Source organism: Cohnella cholangitidis (genome assembly GCF_014107495.1).
Lineage (GTDB): Bacteria > Bacillota > Bacilli > Paenibacillales > Paenibacillaceae > Cohnella > Cohnella cholangitidis.
The window spans coordinates 5309512-5326045 of record NZ_CP041969.1 but is presented as its reverse complement, the minus strand read 5'-3'; the positions used below and the strand labels follow the sequence as shown (position 1 = coordinate 5326045).

At 52.1% G+C, this 16534-nt stretch carries 16 protein-coding genes; all 16 read right to left on the bottom strand.

Annotated features, from left to right (window positions below; all coding sequences use genetic code 11):
- Positions 1–3: 3 nt before the first annotated feature.
- Entirely contained in the window at positions 4–1035 is a 1032-nt protein-coding gene (locus tag FPL14_RS24490) for a hypothetical protein (RefSeq protein ID WP_182300194.1), read from the bottom strand.
- Entirely contained in the window at positions 1032–2501 is a 1470-nt protein-coding gene (locus FPL14_RS24485; RefSeq protein WP_182300193.1) for a DUF7402 domain-containing protein, read from the bottom strand. Before FPL14_RS24485 ends, FPL14_RS24490 begins: the two co-directional genes overlap by 4 nt.
- Positions 2495–3367, bottom strand: coding sequence for a class I SAM-dependent methyltransferase (locus FPL14_RS24480; protein WP_182300192.1), 873 nt, complete (start codon positions 3365–3367; stop codon positions 2495–2497). Before FPL14_RS24480 ends, FPL14_RS24485 begins: the two co-directional genes overlap by 7 nt.
- A gap of 24 nt (positions 3368–3391) precedes the next feature.
- Positions 3392–4129, bottom strand: a complete 738-nt coding sequence (locus tag FPL14_RS24475) for a sugar phosphate isomerase/epimerase family protein (protein WP_182300191.1) — start codon at positions 4127–4129, stop codon at positions 3392–3394.
- A 90-nt stretch (positions 4130–4219) separates the two neighbouring features.
- Positions 4220–5188, bottom strand: coding sequence for a cysteine peptidase family C39 domain-containing protein (locus tag FPL14_RS24470; protein WP_182300190.1), 969 nt, complete (start codon positions 5186–5188; stop codon positions 4220–4222).
- An 18-nt stretch (positions 5189–5206) separates the two neighbouring features.
- On the bottom strand, positions 5207–6346 hold the full coding sequence (locus FPL14_RS24465; protein ID WP_182300189.1) for a phenylacetate--CoA ligase family protein: 1140 nt from the start codon (positions 6344–6346) through the stop codon (positions 5207–5209).
- Positions 6343–6606, bottom strand: a complete 264-nt coding sequence (locus FPL14_RS24460) for an acyl carrier protein (protein ID WP_182300188.1) — start codon at positions 6604–6606, stop codon at positions 6343–6345. The genes FPL14_RS24465 and FPL14_RS24460 overlap by 4 nt, the downstream gene beginning before the upstream one ends.
- Complete coding sequence (locus FPL14_RS24455) at positions 6572–8167, bottom strand: class I adenylate-forming enzyme family protein (protein WP_182300187.1); 1596 nt, start codon at positions 8165–8167, stop codon at positions 6572–6574. The genes FPL14_RS24460 and FPL14_RS24455 overlap by 35 nt, the downstream gene beginning before the upstream one ends.
- Positions 8164–9423 (bottom strand): glycosyltransferase family 4 protein, encoded by a 1260-nt coding sequence (locus FPL14_RS24450; protein WP_229264012.1) that lies wholly within the window; start codon positions 9421–9423, stop codon positions 8164–8166. The genes FPL14_RS24455 and FPL14_RS24450 overlap by 4 nt, the downstream gene beginning before the upstream one ends.
- A gap of 113 nt (positions 9424–9536) precedes the next feature.
- Positions 9537–9848: an acyl carrier protein gene (locus FPL14_RS24445; protein WP_182300185.1), complete on the bottom strand. Its 312-nt coding sequence runs from the start codon at positions 9846–9848 to the stop codon at positions 9537–9539.
- A 3-nt stretch (positions 9849–9851) separates the two neighbouring features.
- On the bottom strand, positions 9852–10112 hold the full coding sequence (locus FPL14_RS24440) for a phosphopantetheine-binding protein (protein WP_182300184.1): 261 nt from the start codon (positions 10110–10112) through the stop codon (positions 9852–9854).
- Positions 10112–11374, bottom strand: a complete 1263-nt coding sequence (locus FPL14_RS24435) for an AMP-binding protein (RefSeq protein WP_182300183.1) — start codon at positions 11372–11374, stop codon at positions 10112–10114. The genes FPL14_RS24440 and FPL14_RS24435 overlap by 1 nt, the downstream gene beginning before the upstream one ends.
- A 76-nt stretch (positions 11375–11450) precedes the next feature.
- On the bottom strand, positions 11451–12779 hold the full coding sequence (locus FPL14_RS24430; protein WP_182300182.1) for an ABC transporter substrate-binding protein: 1329 nt from the start codon (positions 12777–12779) through the stop codon (positions 11451–11453).
- A gap of 189 nt (positions 12780–12968) precedes the next feature.
- Positions 12969–14174 (bottom strand): glycoside hydrolase family 130 protein, encoded by a 1206-nt coding sequence (locus tag FPL14_RS24425; RefSeq protein WP_182300181.1) that lies wholly within the window; start codon positions 14172–14174, stop codon positions 12969–12971.
- A complete protein-coding gene (locus tag FPL14_RS24420) occupies positions 14171–15394 on the bottom strand; it encodes an AGE family epimerase/isomerase (protein WP_182300180.1) in 1224 nt (407 codons plus the stop codon). The genes FPL14_RS24425 and FPL14_RS24420 overlap by 4 nt, the downstream gene beginning before the upstream one ends.
- Before the next feature lies 1 nt (position 15395).
- Entirely contained in the window at positions 15396–16364 is a 969-nt protein-coding gene (locus FPL14_RS24415) for a glycoside hydrolase family 113 (protein WP_182300179.1), read from the bottom strand.
- Between the last annotated feature and the right edge of the window lie 170 nt (positions 16365–16534).

The following is a 16534-nucleotide window of genomic DNA, read 5'->3' as shown; positions in this document are numbered from 1 at the left end:
TCCTTATTTAATCGCGTGAATGAGATCGATCAACAGCCTTTCTTCTATTTCCGGCATATCCAGCAGGCTTGATAAAAACGAAAAATCGTTTCTGGAGCTCAGCTTGTTTTTAATCTGCAAGTTCCTTAACGTGACCGATTGCTTCCTCAGTTCGCGGAAACGCCTGTCGAATTGGGCGTAATCCTTTTCTCCGATCAGCCCGATGTCGAACAAATATTTGCAGCGTTCAACCATGGCGCTTTTATGCTCGTATAAAATTTGCAGCGGTCTCAGGTCGTACCGGTGAGGTTCTTCTCTCAAATTCGCGTGCAAAGAGGCATAACAATCCAGGCCGTAAGCAAAGGAAGCGGTCGGATTATTGAAATACGCGAAGTGAACGGATGAATTCGTTGATCTCACATAGTCCCGCAGCGACTGGACCACGAACCCCGCATCGAATTGATAAGTCTCGTCGGGAGAACCGCCTCGAATTTTCTCCACGTGGTACAAATAAAAGGATTTGTAGAACTTCTCTATCGGACAAGAGCGGTATGCGGCCAGAAACTCCTCGTAGGAGAGAACGGATGTCGCGAAAAAACGGCCGTTAAATCCGAACAGATCAAAGCTTTCATTGTCGGCATCGTAGCCGAAGATCAAATTGTCGTGATAATAGTCCCTCTCCCGGTAAGGAGCCCGATTAGGGACATAAAATTCGTTCATGAACAGATCGACGTAAAAACCGTTGTCGATGCATTGAACGATGAACCGGATCAAGTCGTCGCCGGATAACCAGGATAGCAGCTCCCGCCGTATCACTTGCGAGAACAACCAAGGATTGTTCAGATAATAATTGTAATCCTTCTTCACGGCGATGAAGAAGTCGAACGGCACGCCGGCTTCCGTGGAAAAGTCTTTCTTGCAGCAGGTTTGAATATAGTTGCTGTAATACCAAGGCAAATAATCGTCGTCCACGGAAAGGATCGCAAGCGCCTTGGCATGCGACGCGTAACCGCATATGGAAGGCGAAGGGTTAAGGAACAGCTTGTTCCGTTTCAAACCGAATTCCCTCCCGTCTGCGGAACATCGTAAAACGCTTTGATCTGGTTGATGCAGGCGCTCACGCCCAATCCTTCGATTCCCGCTTCGCGATCGGAACTTCCCGCGCAGCCCGTCGTATGGAACATGACCCAGGTCGCTTTCTGCGCGGGGAACCGGACGTCTTTGGGAGTCCCGTCGGTCGGAATACCCTCTGCTTCGACGGAATAGCCGCTGCTGAAGATTAACCGGCCGCCGTTAAGGTTCATGTATTGGTTCGGCGAATCCCTGATCACGATTCGATTTACCGTTCGCGCGCTTTCCCATTCCAACTTCACCCATGCCGAATTCGTTTCGCCTTCCGCCCGCCATTCCGTGTAGAACAGTCCATCGTTAATATTCGAGGCGGGGTATCTGACTTCCGACGATGAAGCGGTTACGACCGCGCTTAACGCCAAATCTTCGCAACCTAGCGACGGATCGCGTACGGATGCGGTTGACCCGGAGACGATGTCCTCAAGCTCTTCGGCTAATTGCCGTTCCAGCTTCGCTTGCTCTCTCACCAATTTCGCTAACGAGGCGTTCGCTCCCGTATTTTTCGTCATGTAGCTTTTCAACAGCTTGTTCTTGAATACTTGCCACTTGTTGATTCCGACCTCGAAACGGTCGTGAAAGGCATGCAGTTCCTCGTCATTATGCTTGACGGCGAGATGATGGATGACGTTCAGAAACTTCACTCTGCCCATAATGGCCGTCTCGATGCTTAAATACAAGGAAGACTTCCATATGCTGTTGATGTCGTCGAACTCCTTCGTAAGATCCATGTCGTTCTCGATATCGTCGGCGAACGACTCTAACGCCTTAAAACTGCTTTGGCTTGGGCTTTGCCCCTCTCCGCGCAGCGTCGCGATCGTCCGGCTTAAGGAATCGCGCCAATTCGATTGCGAGGCCGCATCGGACGAAAGAGATCGGGAAAAGACGAGAAGAGTAGAACCGAAGCCCTTCCGATAATGATCAAGCGGAAGCTCCAATTCGTGAAAAATGCCATGGAACGGATCGATGCAAATCAGGTTGTCGTTCGATTCGTCGAATCCGATCGCGATACAGGCGTGATAAAGGAAATGTTCTTTTTGATAGATGTGATCCCATGGCGCCCAGAAACCGTCGATATAAATAGCGACCGGTTTCCTGTCGGCGATCTCCTCCTTGATCTTCGCGATCGCCTCATCGAAATGCGCGTACCTGAGCGCTTTGACCTCGATGCCGACGGAATCCCGGAAACGGTTCACTTCATAGGTCGTCGAATACCGGATCCGGTCGCCGAGCTTCTCATCGGCTTCGTCTTCCCGTCTTCTGTATTCGAACCTCCAACTCTCCATAAAGCCTAATAGGTATTCCAAATCCCACCAGTTGGCGACCGTTATGATCGTATCCTCGTAACAGGTAGCCCCGAACAGATGAATGGGAGTAATGTCCAGTTTCAGCACGGTTCGTTCCCCGCTTTCTCCAACACCAGCAAAATACATCTCGTATTCTGATCCGGATTCTGGATATCGTATTGATATTTTCGCCAGTAATGCAAGGAAATGAGGCTGGACACGAACGGGATCTTGATCTTTTTGAAAAACTCCGTGTATTTCTTGACGTGATGAATATTCTCCGTCAGCACCCCGTCGACGAGTTTTAATTCTCCGATCGGCCTTTCCGCGAAATACTTGATTTCTTTCGTTCGCAGTCCGGACGGAACGATGATCCGTTGCTCCAGCGTTTCCTTGTTATATCGGTGCTGGTAGAACACCTTCCCCTTCTCTTCCGACCAATATGGCGCGTCATGATATTCGTCGACGGCATCGGAATGGAACGGAAGCGTGAAGATCGCAAGCCCGCCGGGCTTTAGTACCCGCGCGATTTCCTTCATGGCGATATCGTCGCTGAAAATATGCTCGATCACGGAAATGGAGAAGACATAGTCGAACTCCCCGTTCTCGTATTTCAATTTCGTTGCGTCTGCCGTATCGTTAATGAGGTTTTCCAGGTTCAGGTGCTTTTTGATATTCTCGTAATCCGGAATAAAATAGTCCAGCAGATCCGTCGAATGAATGTCCGATCGGCTTGTCGAAGCCAAGTACAGGGAGGATAGCTTCGGGCTGCCGATATCCAGAACCTTCTCTCCCCCTTTGAGCCTAATATAGCTCAGCGCTTGAGGAATCTCCTGAATCCGCCAATAATCCATCGGTTCCATGACGAATCCGATGATTTCTTTCGTTCTGAGCAGCTTAGGTTTATAAAGCGATTTGACGATCAGCTTCATGACGAATTTGTATATGTCGGTCCTCAATCGTACGACTTCCATCACACCGGGCTCCTTTGTTACCGCCTAATCGTCGGTTAGCTTTAACAGCCACTGAAGTTCATTCCTCAAAAATCGATAAGGCTCTTGGCCAAACCATTCCAGCGACGCGGAATGGGCGTATCGGGCTTGCCGCAATGCGCGAATGACCGGAACGAAATCGACGGCGCCTTCCGCAAGGGAAACCATTCCCTCCCGGCTTCCGCTTGGCGAATAGACGTTGCTCGGATCGAACACTTGCAGCTTGTCTCGCGACCGCACGTTCTTCAGATGATAATTCATCGTCCACGGTTCGAGCTCCCTCATCGCCGCGAGCGGTTCGCAGCCCGCTTCCCATAAATGCAGGATATCTAAGTTGATGCCGAGAAAGTCGTGTTCCGTTTGACGGATCAACCGGAGCGTGGACGCCAATCCGTCGGCGAACGTGTTGGGGTGCGTCTCGATAATCGTATAAATCCCGTACTCGGCCGCCGTTCGGGCCAATTCCCTTACATAACCCGTACACGTCTCCCAATCTTGCTCGGTGGCCGAACCGCTTGGCCGATTGCCGGCGAATATGCGAATTTTGTTCGTTTCGAACAATCGGGCCAACGAGATCAAGCGAGCCCATTTCAATTTCGCCCCGATGAACGACTCTTCTCCCGCGGCGAGGTCCACGTAATCGCTGATCATCGATACGGCTATCCCCGATGCCGCATCTCCTTGACCATGCGCGCCAAGTCCAACGGGTTGCTGCGGTAGAGAGATTCTGCATGGATGCCCCATAGCTCGATTCCGGAGAAGCCCGTCCGTTGCGCGAAACCGACAAGGTCCCGAAAGGAAACCAGCTCATGGCGAAAGGAAATGGAGCAAACGTTATAGCGCAACCCGTTCACGACCCTTTCCGTTAATGAACCTGAGGCATTCCAGCTCTAACGTCGCGTTCTTTTCCAACAACCGTTGTATGGCGGCCGTTAACTCGGGATTTTGCGGACTTCTCTTCAACTTTACGAGCGCGAAATTAACGGCCGTCCACCCCTTCGCGATCTCGTCCAAATACGCATCGCCCTGCGCCATTTCGTCCTCGGTCATCAGATCGAGCTCGCGGAAGCATTGCCACACCCTCTCGCGGGCTTTCACGATCGACGATAGGGTAATGTTGTTGCGCTCGATCCAAGCCGCGCGGTATTGCTGCGTCATGCTTGCGCTATCGGCAACGTCTTGGGCGAACAGACGGAACGCTTCGCGTCCGGTTTGCCCGGCGCCCCGCTCATATTTCATCAGATTATCCGCGGCTTCCCGATAGAAGATGGCCTTAGCGGAAGGGAGGTCTCCTTTGCTTGAAGGAATGCACGCATAATAGTTCAATTGCCCTTCTTCTACGGCAGCCGCCAACAGCTCGCGCTCGTTCATTTCGCCTATGAAATCCGCGATCGGATCGATAACCGAGAAAGTATCCGTAGCGCTTCGGTAACCGTATACGAGAATAAAGTGAAGAAACTGATGCGACTCGAGCCCAAGCAGGTTGCCCGGGAAAAAGGAAAGACGGGACGCGCGGCACGCTAGGAGAACCCACCCCCCGCTCTGCAGCAATGAGACGATGTCCGGCGCCCTTCCCGTGCATTGCCTCATCTCGATGCCGTACGCGTATTCAAGATTGAGGTCGGTCATGTTATTGTCCGGCATCAGCGTATTCTCGTAATAAACCAGATTCCAGTGACCTAGCAGGAAATAACGATAGTCCAATCCGCTAATATGCAGTCCCGTCATCAGACACGATGCTACGCATTCCACCGCCGCCAACTTCTTGATGTCGCCCGAAGTTGCTTGCGATTGCAAATTCATTCGCCTATCTCCCCCTTTCTAAGAAACAAGACTGATAAACGGTTGAAACTTGCCGCTGACGGGATGGGGATCGATAGACGGAACCCGCTCGATCCCGATGGTCAAGTCTTCCGTAAAAAGGCATTGCCTCAAGAGGGTTTCCAGCCGCGTTGCCGCTGCCGTTAACATGTCTTCGGACACGTCGCCGGAGACGATGTATAACCGGAACGACGTATACGATCGCTGAACCATCTGGAATTGCTTCACGTCCATTTCCATTGCCATCTGCCGGTAGAAATCGTCGAAATATCGAAAGATCGAGGCGTCTACCGTTCTATCCTTCAATTTGATCTGGGACGAACGGAAGGGAAGCAGCTCCAGCAATCGCGTACCGGACGCGGGATCTCGAAATACGCGCCCAATGTCCCCCGTGCGGTATCGAATGAAAACCATACTTTTCATCACGAGAGAAGTAATGAGAAGATCTCCGATTTCTCCTTCCGGCAACGGCGTACCGGTCGTGGGATCGACCGCTTCGACATGTACGACCTGTTCGTCGATCTCCAGCTGGCCCCGGTCGTTCGAGAACGCGATCAGCCACATCTCTTCCATGCCGTAATAATTCAGAACGGGAACCTTAAACACTTCCTCGATCCTCTTCTGCTGCGCCGGATGCAAGATTTCCCCCCAATTTTGCGCGAAGAGCAAGCTTCCGGGGACGGGAATCCCGTTGCCCGCCATATATTCCGCTACCTTGTACAATGCCGAACAGCGCCCTTGAATCATGTGGGGGGATTCTCTAGCGATCTGATGCGCATAATGGGCGACCATCCTTTCGCTTGCGACCAAGGAATTGCCCAAAAGCACCGAACGATATCGCAAAGGCAATCCCCGCTTGCGCCGATGGCGATGAATCGCCATCGACAGCTTTAATTGCTCCTCCTTCGACTTCGAGCAGCGGAACGGAACACCCGTGCTGCCGGACGTGAAAGATTCGAGCAAGGTATCGGAAACCGGAAGTTCGAACGAGCGCCGGTTCTCGTTAATGATGGATTTATCAACGATCGGCAAATTCTCGAAGCGAATGATGCCGTTAGACTTTTGACGATAGTAAGGGTATTTATCTGCCAGCTCGCGGGCTAGCTCATCCAATCTTCTTTTCGAACCGGGCGGAATCATTCGCGGTTAATCCTTTCCTTCACGAAATAGACGACCGATCGTACGGTACGGAATAACTCGGGACGAATATCGTCCACGCCCAAGTCGAAGCGGAACTCCTCTTCGATCACGGCCAGCAGCTCCAAAAACCGGACCGAATCCACTCCGAGCCCGTCGGCCAGCACGTCTCCCATTTGCAGGCTCGCAGCGTCCCTGCTGCTGATCGCGGCAATGATTTCTTTCACTTTAAGCTCGATTTCCTGATCGGATAAAGTTAACATCCTGCATCTCCTTCGCAATGGCGGTTAGTCGGCCCCGATCTAATTTGCCGCTCCTCGTCTTGGGCAAGTCGCGGACGATTTCGATCTTATGGGGCCGCTGAACGGCGCTAAGATGATTCTGGCAATACCGGTACAATTCGTTTACCATGTCGCTTGCGCCGATGTCCGATTCCCTCAATACGACGAAAGTTATCGGAAGTTGTCCCCATATTTCGTCTGCTCGCCCGACTACGGCCGCTTCCTCCACGGCGGGGTGAGCCGTAAGGCACTTTTCGACCGTTTCCGGGTATAACGTATGTCCCCCGACATTAATCGCATTGTCCAACCTCCCCGTCAAATAAAGATAACCGTCTTCATCGATGTACCCTCCGTCCTTCGTTCGCAATCCGTACGGCGATAAGGCGTCTTCCGTTCTCTGAAGGTCGTTGTAATATCCCAGCATCACGTTCGGTCCCCTCACGACGACTTCCCCGATTTCGCGGATGGCTGCCGGCTTTCCCTCGCGGTAAATATCGACTTGGACATTGGCGACGGGAATGCCGACGGATCCCGCTTTGGCTGCGGTCAGCGAGCCGGCCGGCAAATAGGTGACCCGGGGAGACGCTTCCGTTAAGCCGTAACAGGGACTGATTGCCGTCCAAGGCAGCCGCCGCTGAAGCTTCAAAAGCATCTCCGGGGGCATTTGTCCGCCGACGACGATCATTTGGCGCAAGCTTCGCAGGTCCGTATGCTCCCATTTGCTTGATTTAAGCAGGGGAAGCAGCATGGAAGGCACCGCGCACATGAATGTAGCCTTATGTTCGCGAATGAAGGATACGGAGTATAGCGGATGAAAATAGCCTTGGGACATGACGATATGAGCCCCCGCATGAAGCGCCAGTAACCATTCGCCCGTAATCGTGGAACAATAGCCGAATGATTTCGTTACGAGCACCCGATCCTCTTCCGTCAGCTTAAGGTAGCTCTGGATAGAGCTCACGTTCGACAATAAGTTTCGCTCGCTTAGCATGATGCCTTTCGGCGTCCCCGTCGAACCGGAAGACATGAAGATCACCGCCGTTTCTTCGGGTGGAACGCAATCCCTGCGCGGCTGGCTGGCCTGGCCCCTCTCACCGATCCCCTCGATCGCTTCTCCCGTATCCCCGTCCAAATAGCAAACGTGCGGCAACGGAGGCCGCTCGTTAGGCGTATCCGATAATAAGCTTCGCATTTTCGCCGCGTTCTCGGAGGAAAGCAACACCGCCTCCGCCTCCAGTTGTCGAATGACGGCTACGGTTTCCTCCGGTTTATTGGCAGGATGGAGCGGTATCGGAATGCCTCCCGCCAACAGGACGGACATGAAGGCTCGGAAGCAGGCCGGCGTCTGCTCCATCCAGATGACGGCGAGGAAGCGCTTTCTAAAACCGATGCCTTGTAATCGGGACGCCATACGTTCGGCATCTCCATGCATTTCCGCATAACTCCATAACCGTTCCCGTTGACTGACCGGGTCTATGAATAGGATGCCTCTGTCTTCTCTAGCCGTTGCCGCGAAAAATTCCGCCATCGTACCCGCGATCATAGACTAGGCTCCCGTTCCGGGCTGGATAAGGTTCCAGCGAAATGATGAATAAGCGGCTTTACCGAACTCATCCATGAACCCAGGGGCTCCGCGCACTCGCTTGTTAATGCGGACAAGATCGTCATCCCGACATAAGGAAGCCTCCGCAAATTGTCCAAGCGATACAAATGCGGTAACCCGGATAATCGAGTTTGCAAGATTTGCGCCGCATTCGGCCGGGCCATGCTCGGTTTGCGGGAAGCGACATCGACCATTTCAACGATCGAAGGCATTATCCGCTTGTAGTCGTATTTCTCGGCAGCGAGGGAAGCATTGCGCGAGAAGCTCGTATGAAGCGATTCGTCCAGAAGAAGGCGAACGCAATATTCGACGACCTGGTCAAGACGCAGCGAAGGCTGCTCTTCGTCCCAATCGCAATCGGCTAGATAACCTTCTGTCCCGTGCTCGACAACCTCCATGAAACCATCCCAACGGGAGCACACGACGGGCAATCCCCAGCTTTTCGCTTCGATCAAGTTAAACCCGAAGCTTTCCCCGGGGTCCGTCGATAAATTGATCAGCAGATCGGAATTGCGGAACAGTTCGTCTTTCCGTTCGCCTTCGACGGGGCCGGCAAAGACGACGGCTTCGCGTAACCGAAGGTCATTCGTCAAACGCTCCAACGTTTCCCGATAACTATTCATCTGACTAGCCGATCCGCCCGTATATTCGCCGGCGATCGTCAACGAAGCGTTGGGCACCCTCGACCGAATCTCATTGAAACACGACAATAGAAGATGAATGTTCTTAACGTCTTCGAGTCTTCCTATCGACAGCAAACGTTTGTTACGCGTTTCCGAAGCTCCGACTGCCAAGGGTTCATGGCTCCTCATCGCCGTACAAAGAGGGATATGGCGCGCAAGCTCGAACCGGTCGGATATTTGCAATAACGCCTTTTTGCTCGACTCCGTGCTTGCGAGCAGGACGTCGCGCTCAGTCAACCAAGGAGCGATGCCGATCCAATGCTTTACCCACGGCTCCGATCCGACGGAATGAGCGAGAAACAGAACCCCCAAGTCCAGTCCGGCATAACTGCGCGCCATTAGAACGTAAGGAATCAGAGCCGGCAAGTTAAGATAGATGATTCGGATGTTGAATCGTTCGCAAAGCTCCCCCAGACCTTCGGACAACTGTTCAAGCGATTGCGGAAACCCCCGAATCCATTGTTCGATCGTTCCTCCGAACAATTTGACGAGGCTGAACGGAGGAATTTTCACCAATTCCGCGGATTCCCCCAAATAATGAATCCACTGTCCATCGATAGCCCGTTCGTTAATCCGATTGGATTGTCCGCCGACGTAACCGATCCGGACAAGCTTGATCTTCTTTTCTATCGAAACCCCTCCTCTCGTTCCCGTTCCTTCCCGGCGATTTTCCCGACAACGCTCTTAGCCAAAGATTCCGCGGTTAACGAAGCATCGAACGACAGCTGACCGTCCTCGTAGACCACGTCGAAACGCTGTTCGATCAAGACGATCAGATGAATGAATTTGATGGAATCCATTCCCCGATCCTTGATCGGAACATGGACGTCCGAAGGAGCATCCTGCTCCGGAATTCCGGTAAGATTAGCCACTTGCTCACTTATGTAACTCAAAATCGCATCTCGGTCGCGTTTCTCGCTATTCTCGTAGTCGCCCATGCTTCACACCTTCATCCTAATCAGCGATTGAATGAACAAGCCAAGCGATCCGATCGTTTTGAACACCTTCGGATCGACGTCTTCCTCGGGGATGGACACTTCGAAAATTTCCTCTATATACACCAATAACTGCAGCACGACAATGGAATCGATGTTCAGATCCTCGTAAATGCGGTCGGATTCGTTTAACTTATCCGGCACTTCAATGCGCAGCCGTTCCGTGATCGCGTTCCTCAAAAGCTCTAGAATCTCGCGTTGCTCCATTACGCGTCCCTCTCCATTTCGCAAAGGTATTTACGGCTGATTTTGCCGGCGGCCGATTTCGGGATTTCCTTCACGATCTTGATGGCGCTAGGCACCTTGTAGGCGGGAAGATGCTCGATGCACCACTGCCTTAAGTCGTTTTGCGACACCGCTCCGGACACGACGGCCAATGCTTGGACGGCTTCGCCCCATATGGAGTGATTCATTCGATAGACGACCGCTTCCTCGACGCCTGGCATTCGTTCCATCACCCGCTCGACTTCCGCCGGGATAACCTTAAGTCCGGATAGGTTAATCAGATCGTCCATTCTCCCGGATAGATGAAGCCTGCCGCCTTCGGACCAATAGCCGACATCTTTCGTATTTACCCTTCCTGCCCCGCCGGTTACGATGATTTCGCTTGGCAAGTCCGCGGAAGAAACCTCCGTCCCGTCCGAAGCAATCGAAACTTGCAAATCATCGAGCGGCGTTCCGACGTCGGTATAGTCGGTTAGTTGAGTACCTAGCGAAACGCACCCCGTCTCCGTGCAGCCGTATTGCTGCCAGACTTCGTCGGATACCCGCTTCAGGCGGGCTAGCAGCGTTTCGTTCAACGGAGCGCCGGAGCTGATCAGCTTATGGTATTTCAGTTCGTCTTTTCCTAATGCGTTGAGCAAATGATAGAGAAACGGTACGGCGTAAACGAATGAATTTTCCGTAGTTTGAATCATGTGAAGCGAAAATTTCGGATTTTTGCTGTGTACGACGATCGGTTCCGCTTCTCGCGCCATTCCGGCAAGAAGCCCGGTTATTAAACCGTACGAATGGGACACCGGCACAAGAATCAAAGGCCTGTCCATTGATGATGGGGATAATTTTCGGTTGTAGCTATCGATTTCGGAGTCGATTTGACTCCAACGACGCGCGATCAGCTTCGGTTCTCCTGTCGTTCCTGAGCTGAATTGAAGCAAGGATGGTTCATGTACAGTCGCGGGGGGTTGTAATGTGAGGATTTCGTCTAGTTGTCCGTAAACCAGATAGTGGCAGCGCGCGCGGGTTGCCAGCTCCGCCGCCGTTGTCTTCGGCGTATCCTCGTGGATCAAGATGATGGATGCCGATCGTTCGCGCAAATACATTAACAAGGTGATCAAAAGGAACGGATCGTTCACGCATACGGCATATCCTTTTCCTTCGGGGTTGCTTAATTTGTCCGTTGCGTCCATTTTGTTGAATTCCGATGCCAGATCGCTGCGGACGTATCGTTGTTTATTGATAAACAGCATCTCATCCCTCCGGAAGCGGTTAAGGAATGACCCCCCGGCGAGATGCCGGGAGGCCATGACGACTTATCAATTAGAATTAGTATCCAAGAGCTTCCTTCGCTTTTTTCCATTTCGCGTTAAGCGCGTCGAACTCTGCTTGAATGTCTTTGGAAATCAAGATCTTCTGGATATACTTGCCGCCGTACAAATCGATTTCCGCTTTGTTCCCGATTTCGTTGAACTTCGGATCGGAAGCAACGCTCTCGATATATGTTGGTTTGAAGGAGTCGAACTCGGACAATTGCGCATTGTTCGACGATTGGGATTTGTACACCGGCAAGTAGCCGCCGGCATCCGTATAACCGGATTCTTTAACGAAGAATTCTACCCACTTGAACGCTAGCTCTTTGTTTTTGCTGTCTTTGCTTACGCCGATGAAGTAGTCCGGACCGCGCGGTACGTTGTAGCTGCCGCCTTTGTTATCGTAAGGCAGAGGGAAGAATCCGATGTCTTCCGGTTTCGCGCCGGCTTCGATCAATTGCGGAATGACCCAGTTGCCGAGGAAGTACATTCCCGCTTTGCCTGTTGCAACTTCGCCTTTGGATAATTCCCAGTTGTTCGTAGCCAAGTCTTTTTCCGTGTATCCTCTTTCTACGAACTCGCGACCGATCGAAAGCAAAGTTCCCCAAGCGTTATCCATTTTGTATGGCGCTTCGTCATTGACGAATTGGTCGAAGAAGTTGCCTTGTCCGGCGACGTACCATACGCCATTCTCGCCCCAGTTCGTAATCGGCCACATCGCGCCTACGTTCATGTACAGCGGAACGATGTTAGCGGCTTTTAATTTTTCGGCTGCCGCGTACAACTCGTCCAATGTCGTCGGCACTTTGTCGATGCCGGCAGTTTTGAATGCCGCTTTGTTGTATACGATCCCTTGCGTGTTAACGCCCGTTGCAAGACCGTAACGTTTGCCTTCCCAAGCTTTAAAGTCGGCGAAATAGGCGTCGTCGAACAAGCTGTCAGGCAATGGCTCGTAATAGTTAGGCAATTCGCTCAGAGGAAGGCTGGCATCCAGGAAGCTTACGTCTCCCGCTTCGCCCGTCGTCAAGCGGACTTTGATTTCCTGGGCGTAGTCCGTGATCGCAACCCACTCGAACTCCGCTTTAGGATACTTCTCTTTGAATTTAGCCGCGTACTTGTCAAGCGCGCCGTTGTTTTTCATGTCCGTGCGAGTGCTAACGAACGTAATCTTGCCGCCCAGATCCGACACGGATCCGCTTTCGCTATCGACCGTTTCGGATGCCGCCTGGCTAGCGGGTGCCGACGAGGACGCCGAAGGAGAAGCTTCATTGTTGTTCTTTCCGCATGCGGCGAACAAACCCATCGACATCACTAAAGCCGATGCGAGTAACAAATTTTTCTTCATCTCGATAATTACCCCCATGGAAATAAGTTTTGCGAGCCGCAATTCAAGTCATATGGCATCGCTTACATTACCTAATTATAGAGTTAAATCTATTGTTGAAAATGCTCTCATTTTGTTTTTGTTGTCTCGAATTATGCTAACATTTTTATTTAATTAGGTGATCGAAAGTTGATTTGTTAGCGTTCGAACTTATTTCGAATTCTTCAAAAAACGATATTCGGGAGATTCCATAAGCTCCAAATTCCGTCGGATAAGCTCATGACGCTGCTCGACGCAAGCTCTGGAGCGCAGCGGATCTTCCGGCGTATTCATGCAGTAATCGACAAGCTTCTCTACCGTAGTCGATGCCGCGTGAACGCGAGTATCCGAGGAAGCGTAGTAAATGTGCACGTCGTTGCCATCCTGAATGACGCCGTTGCAGAATACGACGTTAGACACGTCGCCGACTCGTTCGATGCCTTCCGGAGCAATTAAATGTCCCGCCGGGGAATGAATGACCTTGTCCGGTTGATTAAGATCCGTCATGAATGCATAGATAACATAACGCAAGCCCGCAGCCGTATTCCGGACGCCGTGCGCGATATGCAGCCAACCGCGGTCGGTCTTGATCGGAGCAGCACCTTGTCCGTTCTTGACTTCTTTGATCGTATGATATTTCTTCTCGTCAACGAGCGTCTCTTGCTCCAGTACGGCAGGATTCATGCTGTCCGACAATCCCCAGCCGATGCCGCCGCCCGCTCCGGTATCGATGAATCCGTCTTGCGGCCGCGTGTAGAACGCGTATTTGCCGTCGACGAATTCAGGGTGCAGCACTACGTTCCTCTGTTGCGGAGACGGCGTCTTCAGATCGGGCAATCGTTCCCACGTCTTCAGATCTTTGGTGCGAACGATTCCGCCTTGAGCGACGGCGCTGGACGTATCTCCCGGCCGGGCGTTCGGATCCTTGCGTTCGCTGCAGAACAATCCGTAAATCCATCCGTCTTCATGCTGCACCAACCGCATGTCGTACACGTTGATATCCGGATCTTCCGTCTCCGGAAGCAGCACCGGATAATCCCAGAATCGGAACCCTTCGGCCGGTTTGTCGCTCTCGGCCACGGCGAAGAACGATTTGCGGTCCACGCCTTCTACCCGAACCATCAGCAAGTACTTCCCGTTTAATCGGATGGCTCCCGGATTAAATGCCGCGTTCACGCCGATTCGCTCCATTAAATGCGGGTTCGTCTCGGGATTTAAATCATAGCGCCAGTAAAGCGGCGTATGCTCATTGGTGATGACGGGATGCTCGTATCGGGCGAACACTCCGTTCCCGTTCTGCGCGGGAGCGTTTTTCCTAGCTACTAAGGTTTCATAGTTTTCCGACAACTGCTTCAAACGATTCATAAATTCACTCATTGTTTTCCCTCCGATTTAATGATTTGCGAGATACGTTCCATGGCCTCGAAACAAGCTCGACTGTTATGATACGGACATTTCCACGCGCTGACCTTCGGTTCTTCGGCGATCGGTCGGCCGTCGCGGGTAACTCCCCAATGCCACTCCCCGTTCACGTCGTCCCGAATGAAGTTTAGAATGAATTCCCAACTGCGTCTAGCGGCTGCCAAATACGCATGTTCGCCCGTAAGCTGAAAAGCGTTCAGATAACCGACGACGGCTTCCGCTTGCGGCCACCAATCTTTCGTATCGTCCAGATGCCCCTGTCCGTCCGCTTCGTTGAGGATGGCCCCGTCGGTATCCGTGCCTTCCGCCAAGGTTACTCTCGCCATTTCGATCGCTTCGGCCTTGACCCTCTTCGTACGTTCGCCGTCTCCTAGCACTTCCGCCGCTTCCATCAACAGCCAGCTTCCCTCGATATCGTGCCCGTAAGAGATATGAGACGTCTGCGACACCCAATCTTCGCTGAAAAATAGTTTGAAATGATGATTGCCGCCGTCCACGATCTTATCCAGATGAATATCGATAAGCACGGCAAGCTTATCGCGAAGACCTTCCGGCTTCCAAATCCGATAGAGATTCGTGTACGCTTCCAGCACATGAAGATGAGTGTTCATCGACTTGGGCTCATTCATGTCTTTGCCGCTTAAGCTCATTTCGCGGGTTGGGGACCAATCGCAAGCCAAAGCCTCGAAATACCCGAGATGCACGGGATCGTACGCATGCTTCTCTAACAGCTCGTAAAGTTCCGTCGCCCAGCGCAAGACGTCGGGATCGGGGATAGCCCGGTAATATTCCGCTAAGGCGTAGATGGCGAAAGCTTGCCCATACACTTGCTTTTTCGTTTGGGTCGGCGTTCCATCGACTCCGACCATCCAATACAACCCGCCGTGCGTCCGATCGCGAAATTGATTCCATAACGCATCGTAGGCTCTTCGAGCCATTTCCAAATACCGCTCATCGGGGTTAAGCCGATAGGCGCAAGCGAACGTCCATAATATTCTGGCGTTCAGAACCAGTCCTTTGTCCGCTTCCGGCTTCAACGTCATATCGCTGGCAATTTCGCCAATGAAGCCTCCATGCCGGTCGTCCTGCGCATGGCGGATCCAGAAGGCTAATATGTTGTCGTCCAGTTCCCGTCCGATCTCGTCTTTCCAGTTCTGCAATTGAACGCGTTCCAACTTAGCGCACCCCCGTAGGCTGACCCGACAGCGACGTGTAGTATTGGCGAACGACGGCTTCGGCTTTTTTGCCGTACATGCAATAATCGTCGTTCTTAGACGCTTCTTGCGGTTCGTACAATTCGGCCGGCCAATCCCACAGCATGTAACCTTGAACCCAATCCCTACGGCCGCAGCTCTCGAACATCGCTTTGTAATACTCGCTTTGTTCCTCTTCCGACGGAGCTCCCTCCCAGTTCCAATCATTCGGCTTCATGCCGGAACCGACCCGGCTTGGGCAGCCGGCTTCCATAAAGAAAAAGGGCTTTTGCCACGTTTTCACTACCGCTTCGATTCTGTCTAATTGCGCTTCCCACTCGTCTGCCGGATAATATCCGCTGGAGGAAATGATGTCGACCGCGTCCCACCACTTCACTCTTTCCTCTTGATATTTATCGCAGTTGTACGTGATCAACCCTTTATATACGTTCCTAACTTCACGGATGAGAGCGCGCCACTCGGCTTCCCTTTTATCCGCCTGAACCATCTCGCAACCGATGCATAGCATTTCGCAGCCCTCTTCTTCCGCAATCGCGGCATAATGCAAAATAAACCGTCCGTACGAGGCGAACCATTGTCCCCAACTCGGCTCGCCCGGAATTTCATCGTCGAAAAAGCTTATATGAGCGCGCCATGTGCCATTGTTGCAATTCACGACAGGCTTTAAACATACTTTTAACCCCATTGCTTTGGACTTCCTTATAGCCCATCTGACTTCCTCGTCCGTTACCGTCGGGGAAGACGGCCCCTGAAACGGGATATCCGTCGATTGCGCGTTCTCTTGAACGGCCGCCAGGGCGATTCCGACCCAATTGACGCCGACGTCTTTCATCATTTCCATCGAATGCTCCGCACGCGGCGTATTCCAGGTTCCGCGCACTCCGGTCCATCCCCATGTCATGCCGCAAACCGTTTCATCCCAAGTTTTCATTGCCCGCTCACTCCTAAGCTGTTGAAATTTATCTCTTTTTTTATTTTGTTATCAATAACAAACATAATTATTAATAACAATATAATTACGATTTTATCACCGACCGCTGGAATGTCAATCACTCTCAACCGGGTTTTCCCCATAAAAAAAGCTGCTCCCGATAAAGAGAT

Coding starts and splice junctions, on each gene's coding strand:
- FPL14_RS24480 (WP_182300192.1), bottom strand. CDS start 3,367: ATGGAAGTCGTACGATTGAGGACCGACATATACAAATTCGTCATGAAG.
- FPL14_RS24475 (WP_182300191.1), bottom strand. CDS start 4,129: ATGGGGCATCCATGCAGAATCTCTCTACCGCAGCAACCCGTTGGACTT.
- FPL14_RS24470 (WP_182300190.1), bottom strand. CDS start 5,188: ATGAATTTGCAATCGCAAGCAACTTCGGGCGACATCAAGAAGTTGGCG.
- FPL14_RS24465 (WP_182300189.1), bottom strand. CDS start 6,346: ATGATTCCGCCCGGTTCGAAAAGAAGATTGGATGAGCTAGCCCGCGAG.
- FPL14_RS24460 (WP_182300188.1), bottom strand. CDS start 6,606: ATGTTAACTTTATCCGATCAGGAAATCGAGCTTAAAGTGAAAGAAATC.
- FPL14_RS24455 (WP_182300187.1), bottom strand. CDS start 8,167: ATGATCGCGGGTACGATGGCGGAATTTTTCGCGGCAACGGCTAGAGAA.
- FPL14_RS24445 (WP_182300185.1), bottom strand. CDS start 9,848: ATGGGCGACTACGAGAATAGCGAGAAACGCGACCGAGATGCGATTTTG.
- FPL14_RS24440 (WP_182300184.1), bottom strand. CDS start 10,112: ATGGAGCAACGCGAGATTCTAGAGCTTTTGAGGAACGCGATCACGGAA.
- FPL14_RS24435 (WP_182300183.1), bottom strand. CDS start 11,374: ATGCTGTTTATCAATAAACAACGATACGTCCGCAGCGATCTGGCATCG.
- FPL14_RS24430 (WP_182300182.1), bottom strand. CDS start 12,779: ATGAAGAAAAATTTGTTACTCGCATCGGCTTTAGTGATGTCGATGGGT.
- FPL14_RS24425 (WP_182300181.1), bottom strand. CDS start 14,174: ATGAGTGAATTTATGAATCGTTTGAAGCAGTTGTCGGAAAACTATGAA.
- FPL14_RS24415 (WP_182300179.1), bottom strand. CDS start 16,364: ATGAAAACTTGGGATGAAACGGTTTGCGGCATGACATGGGGATGGACC.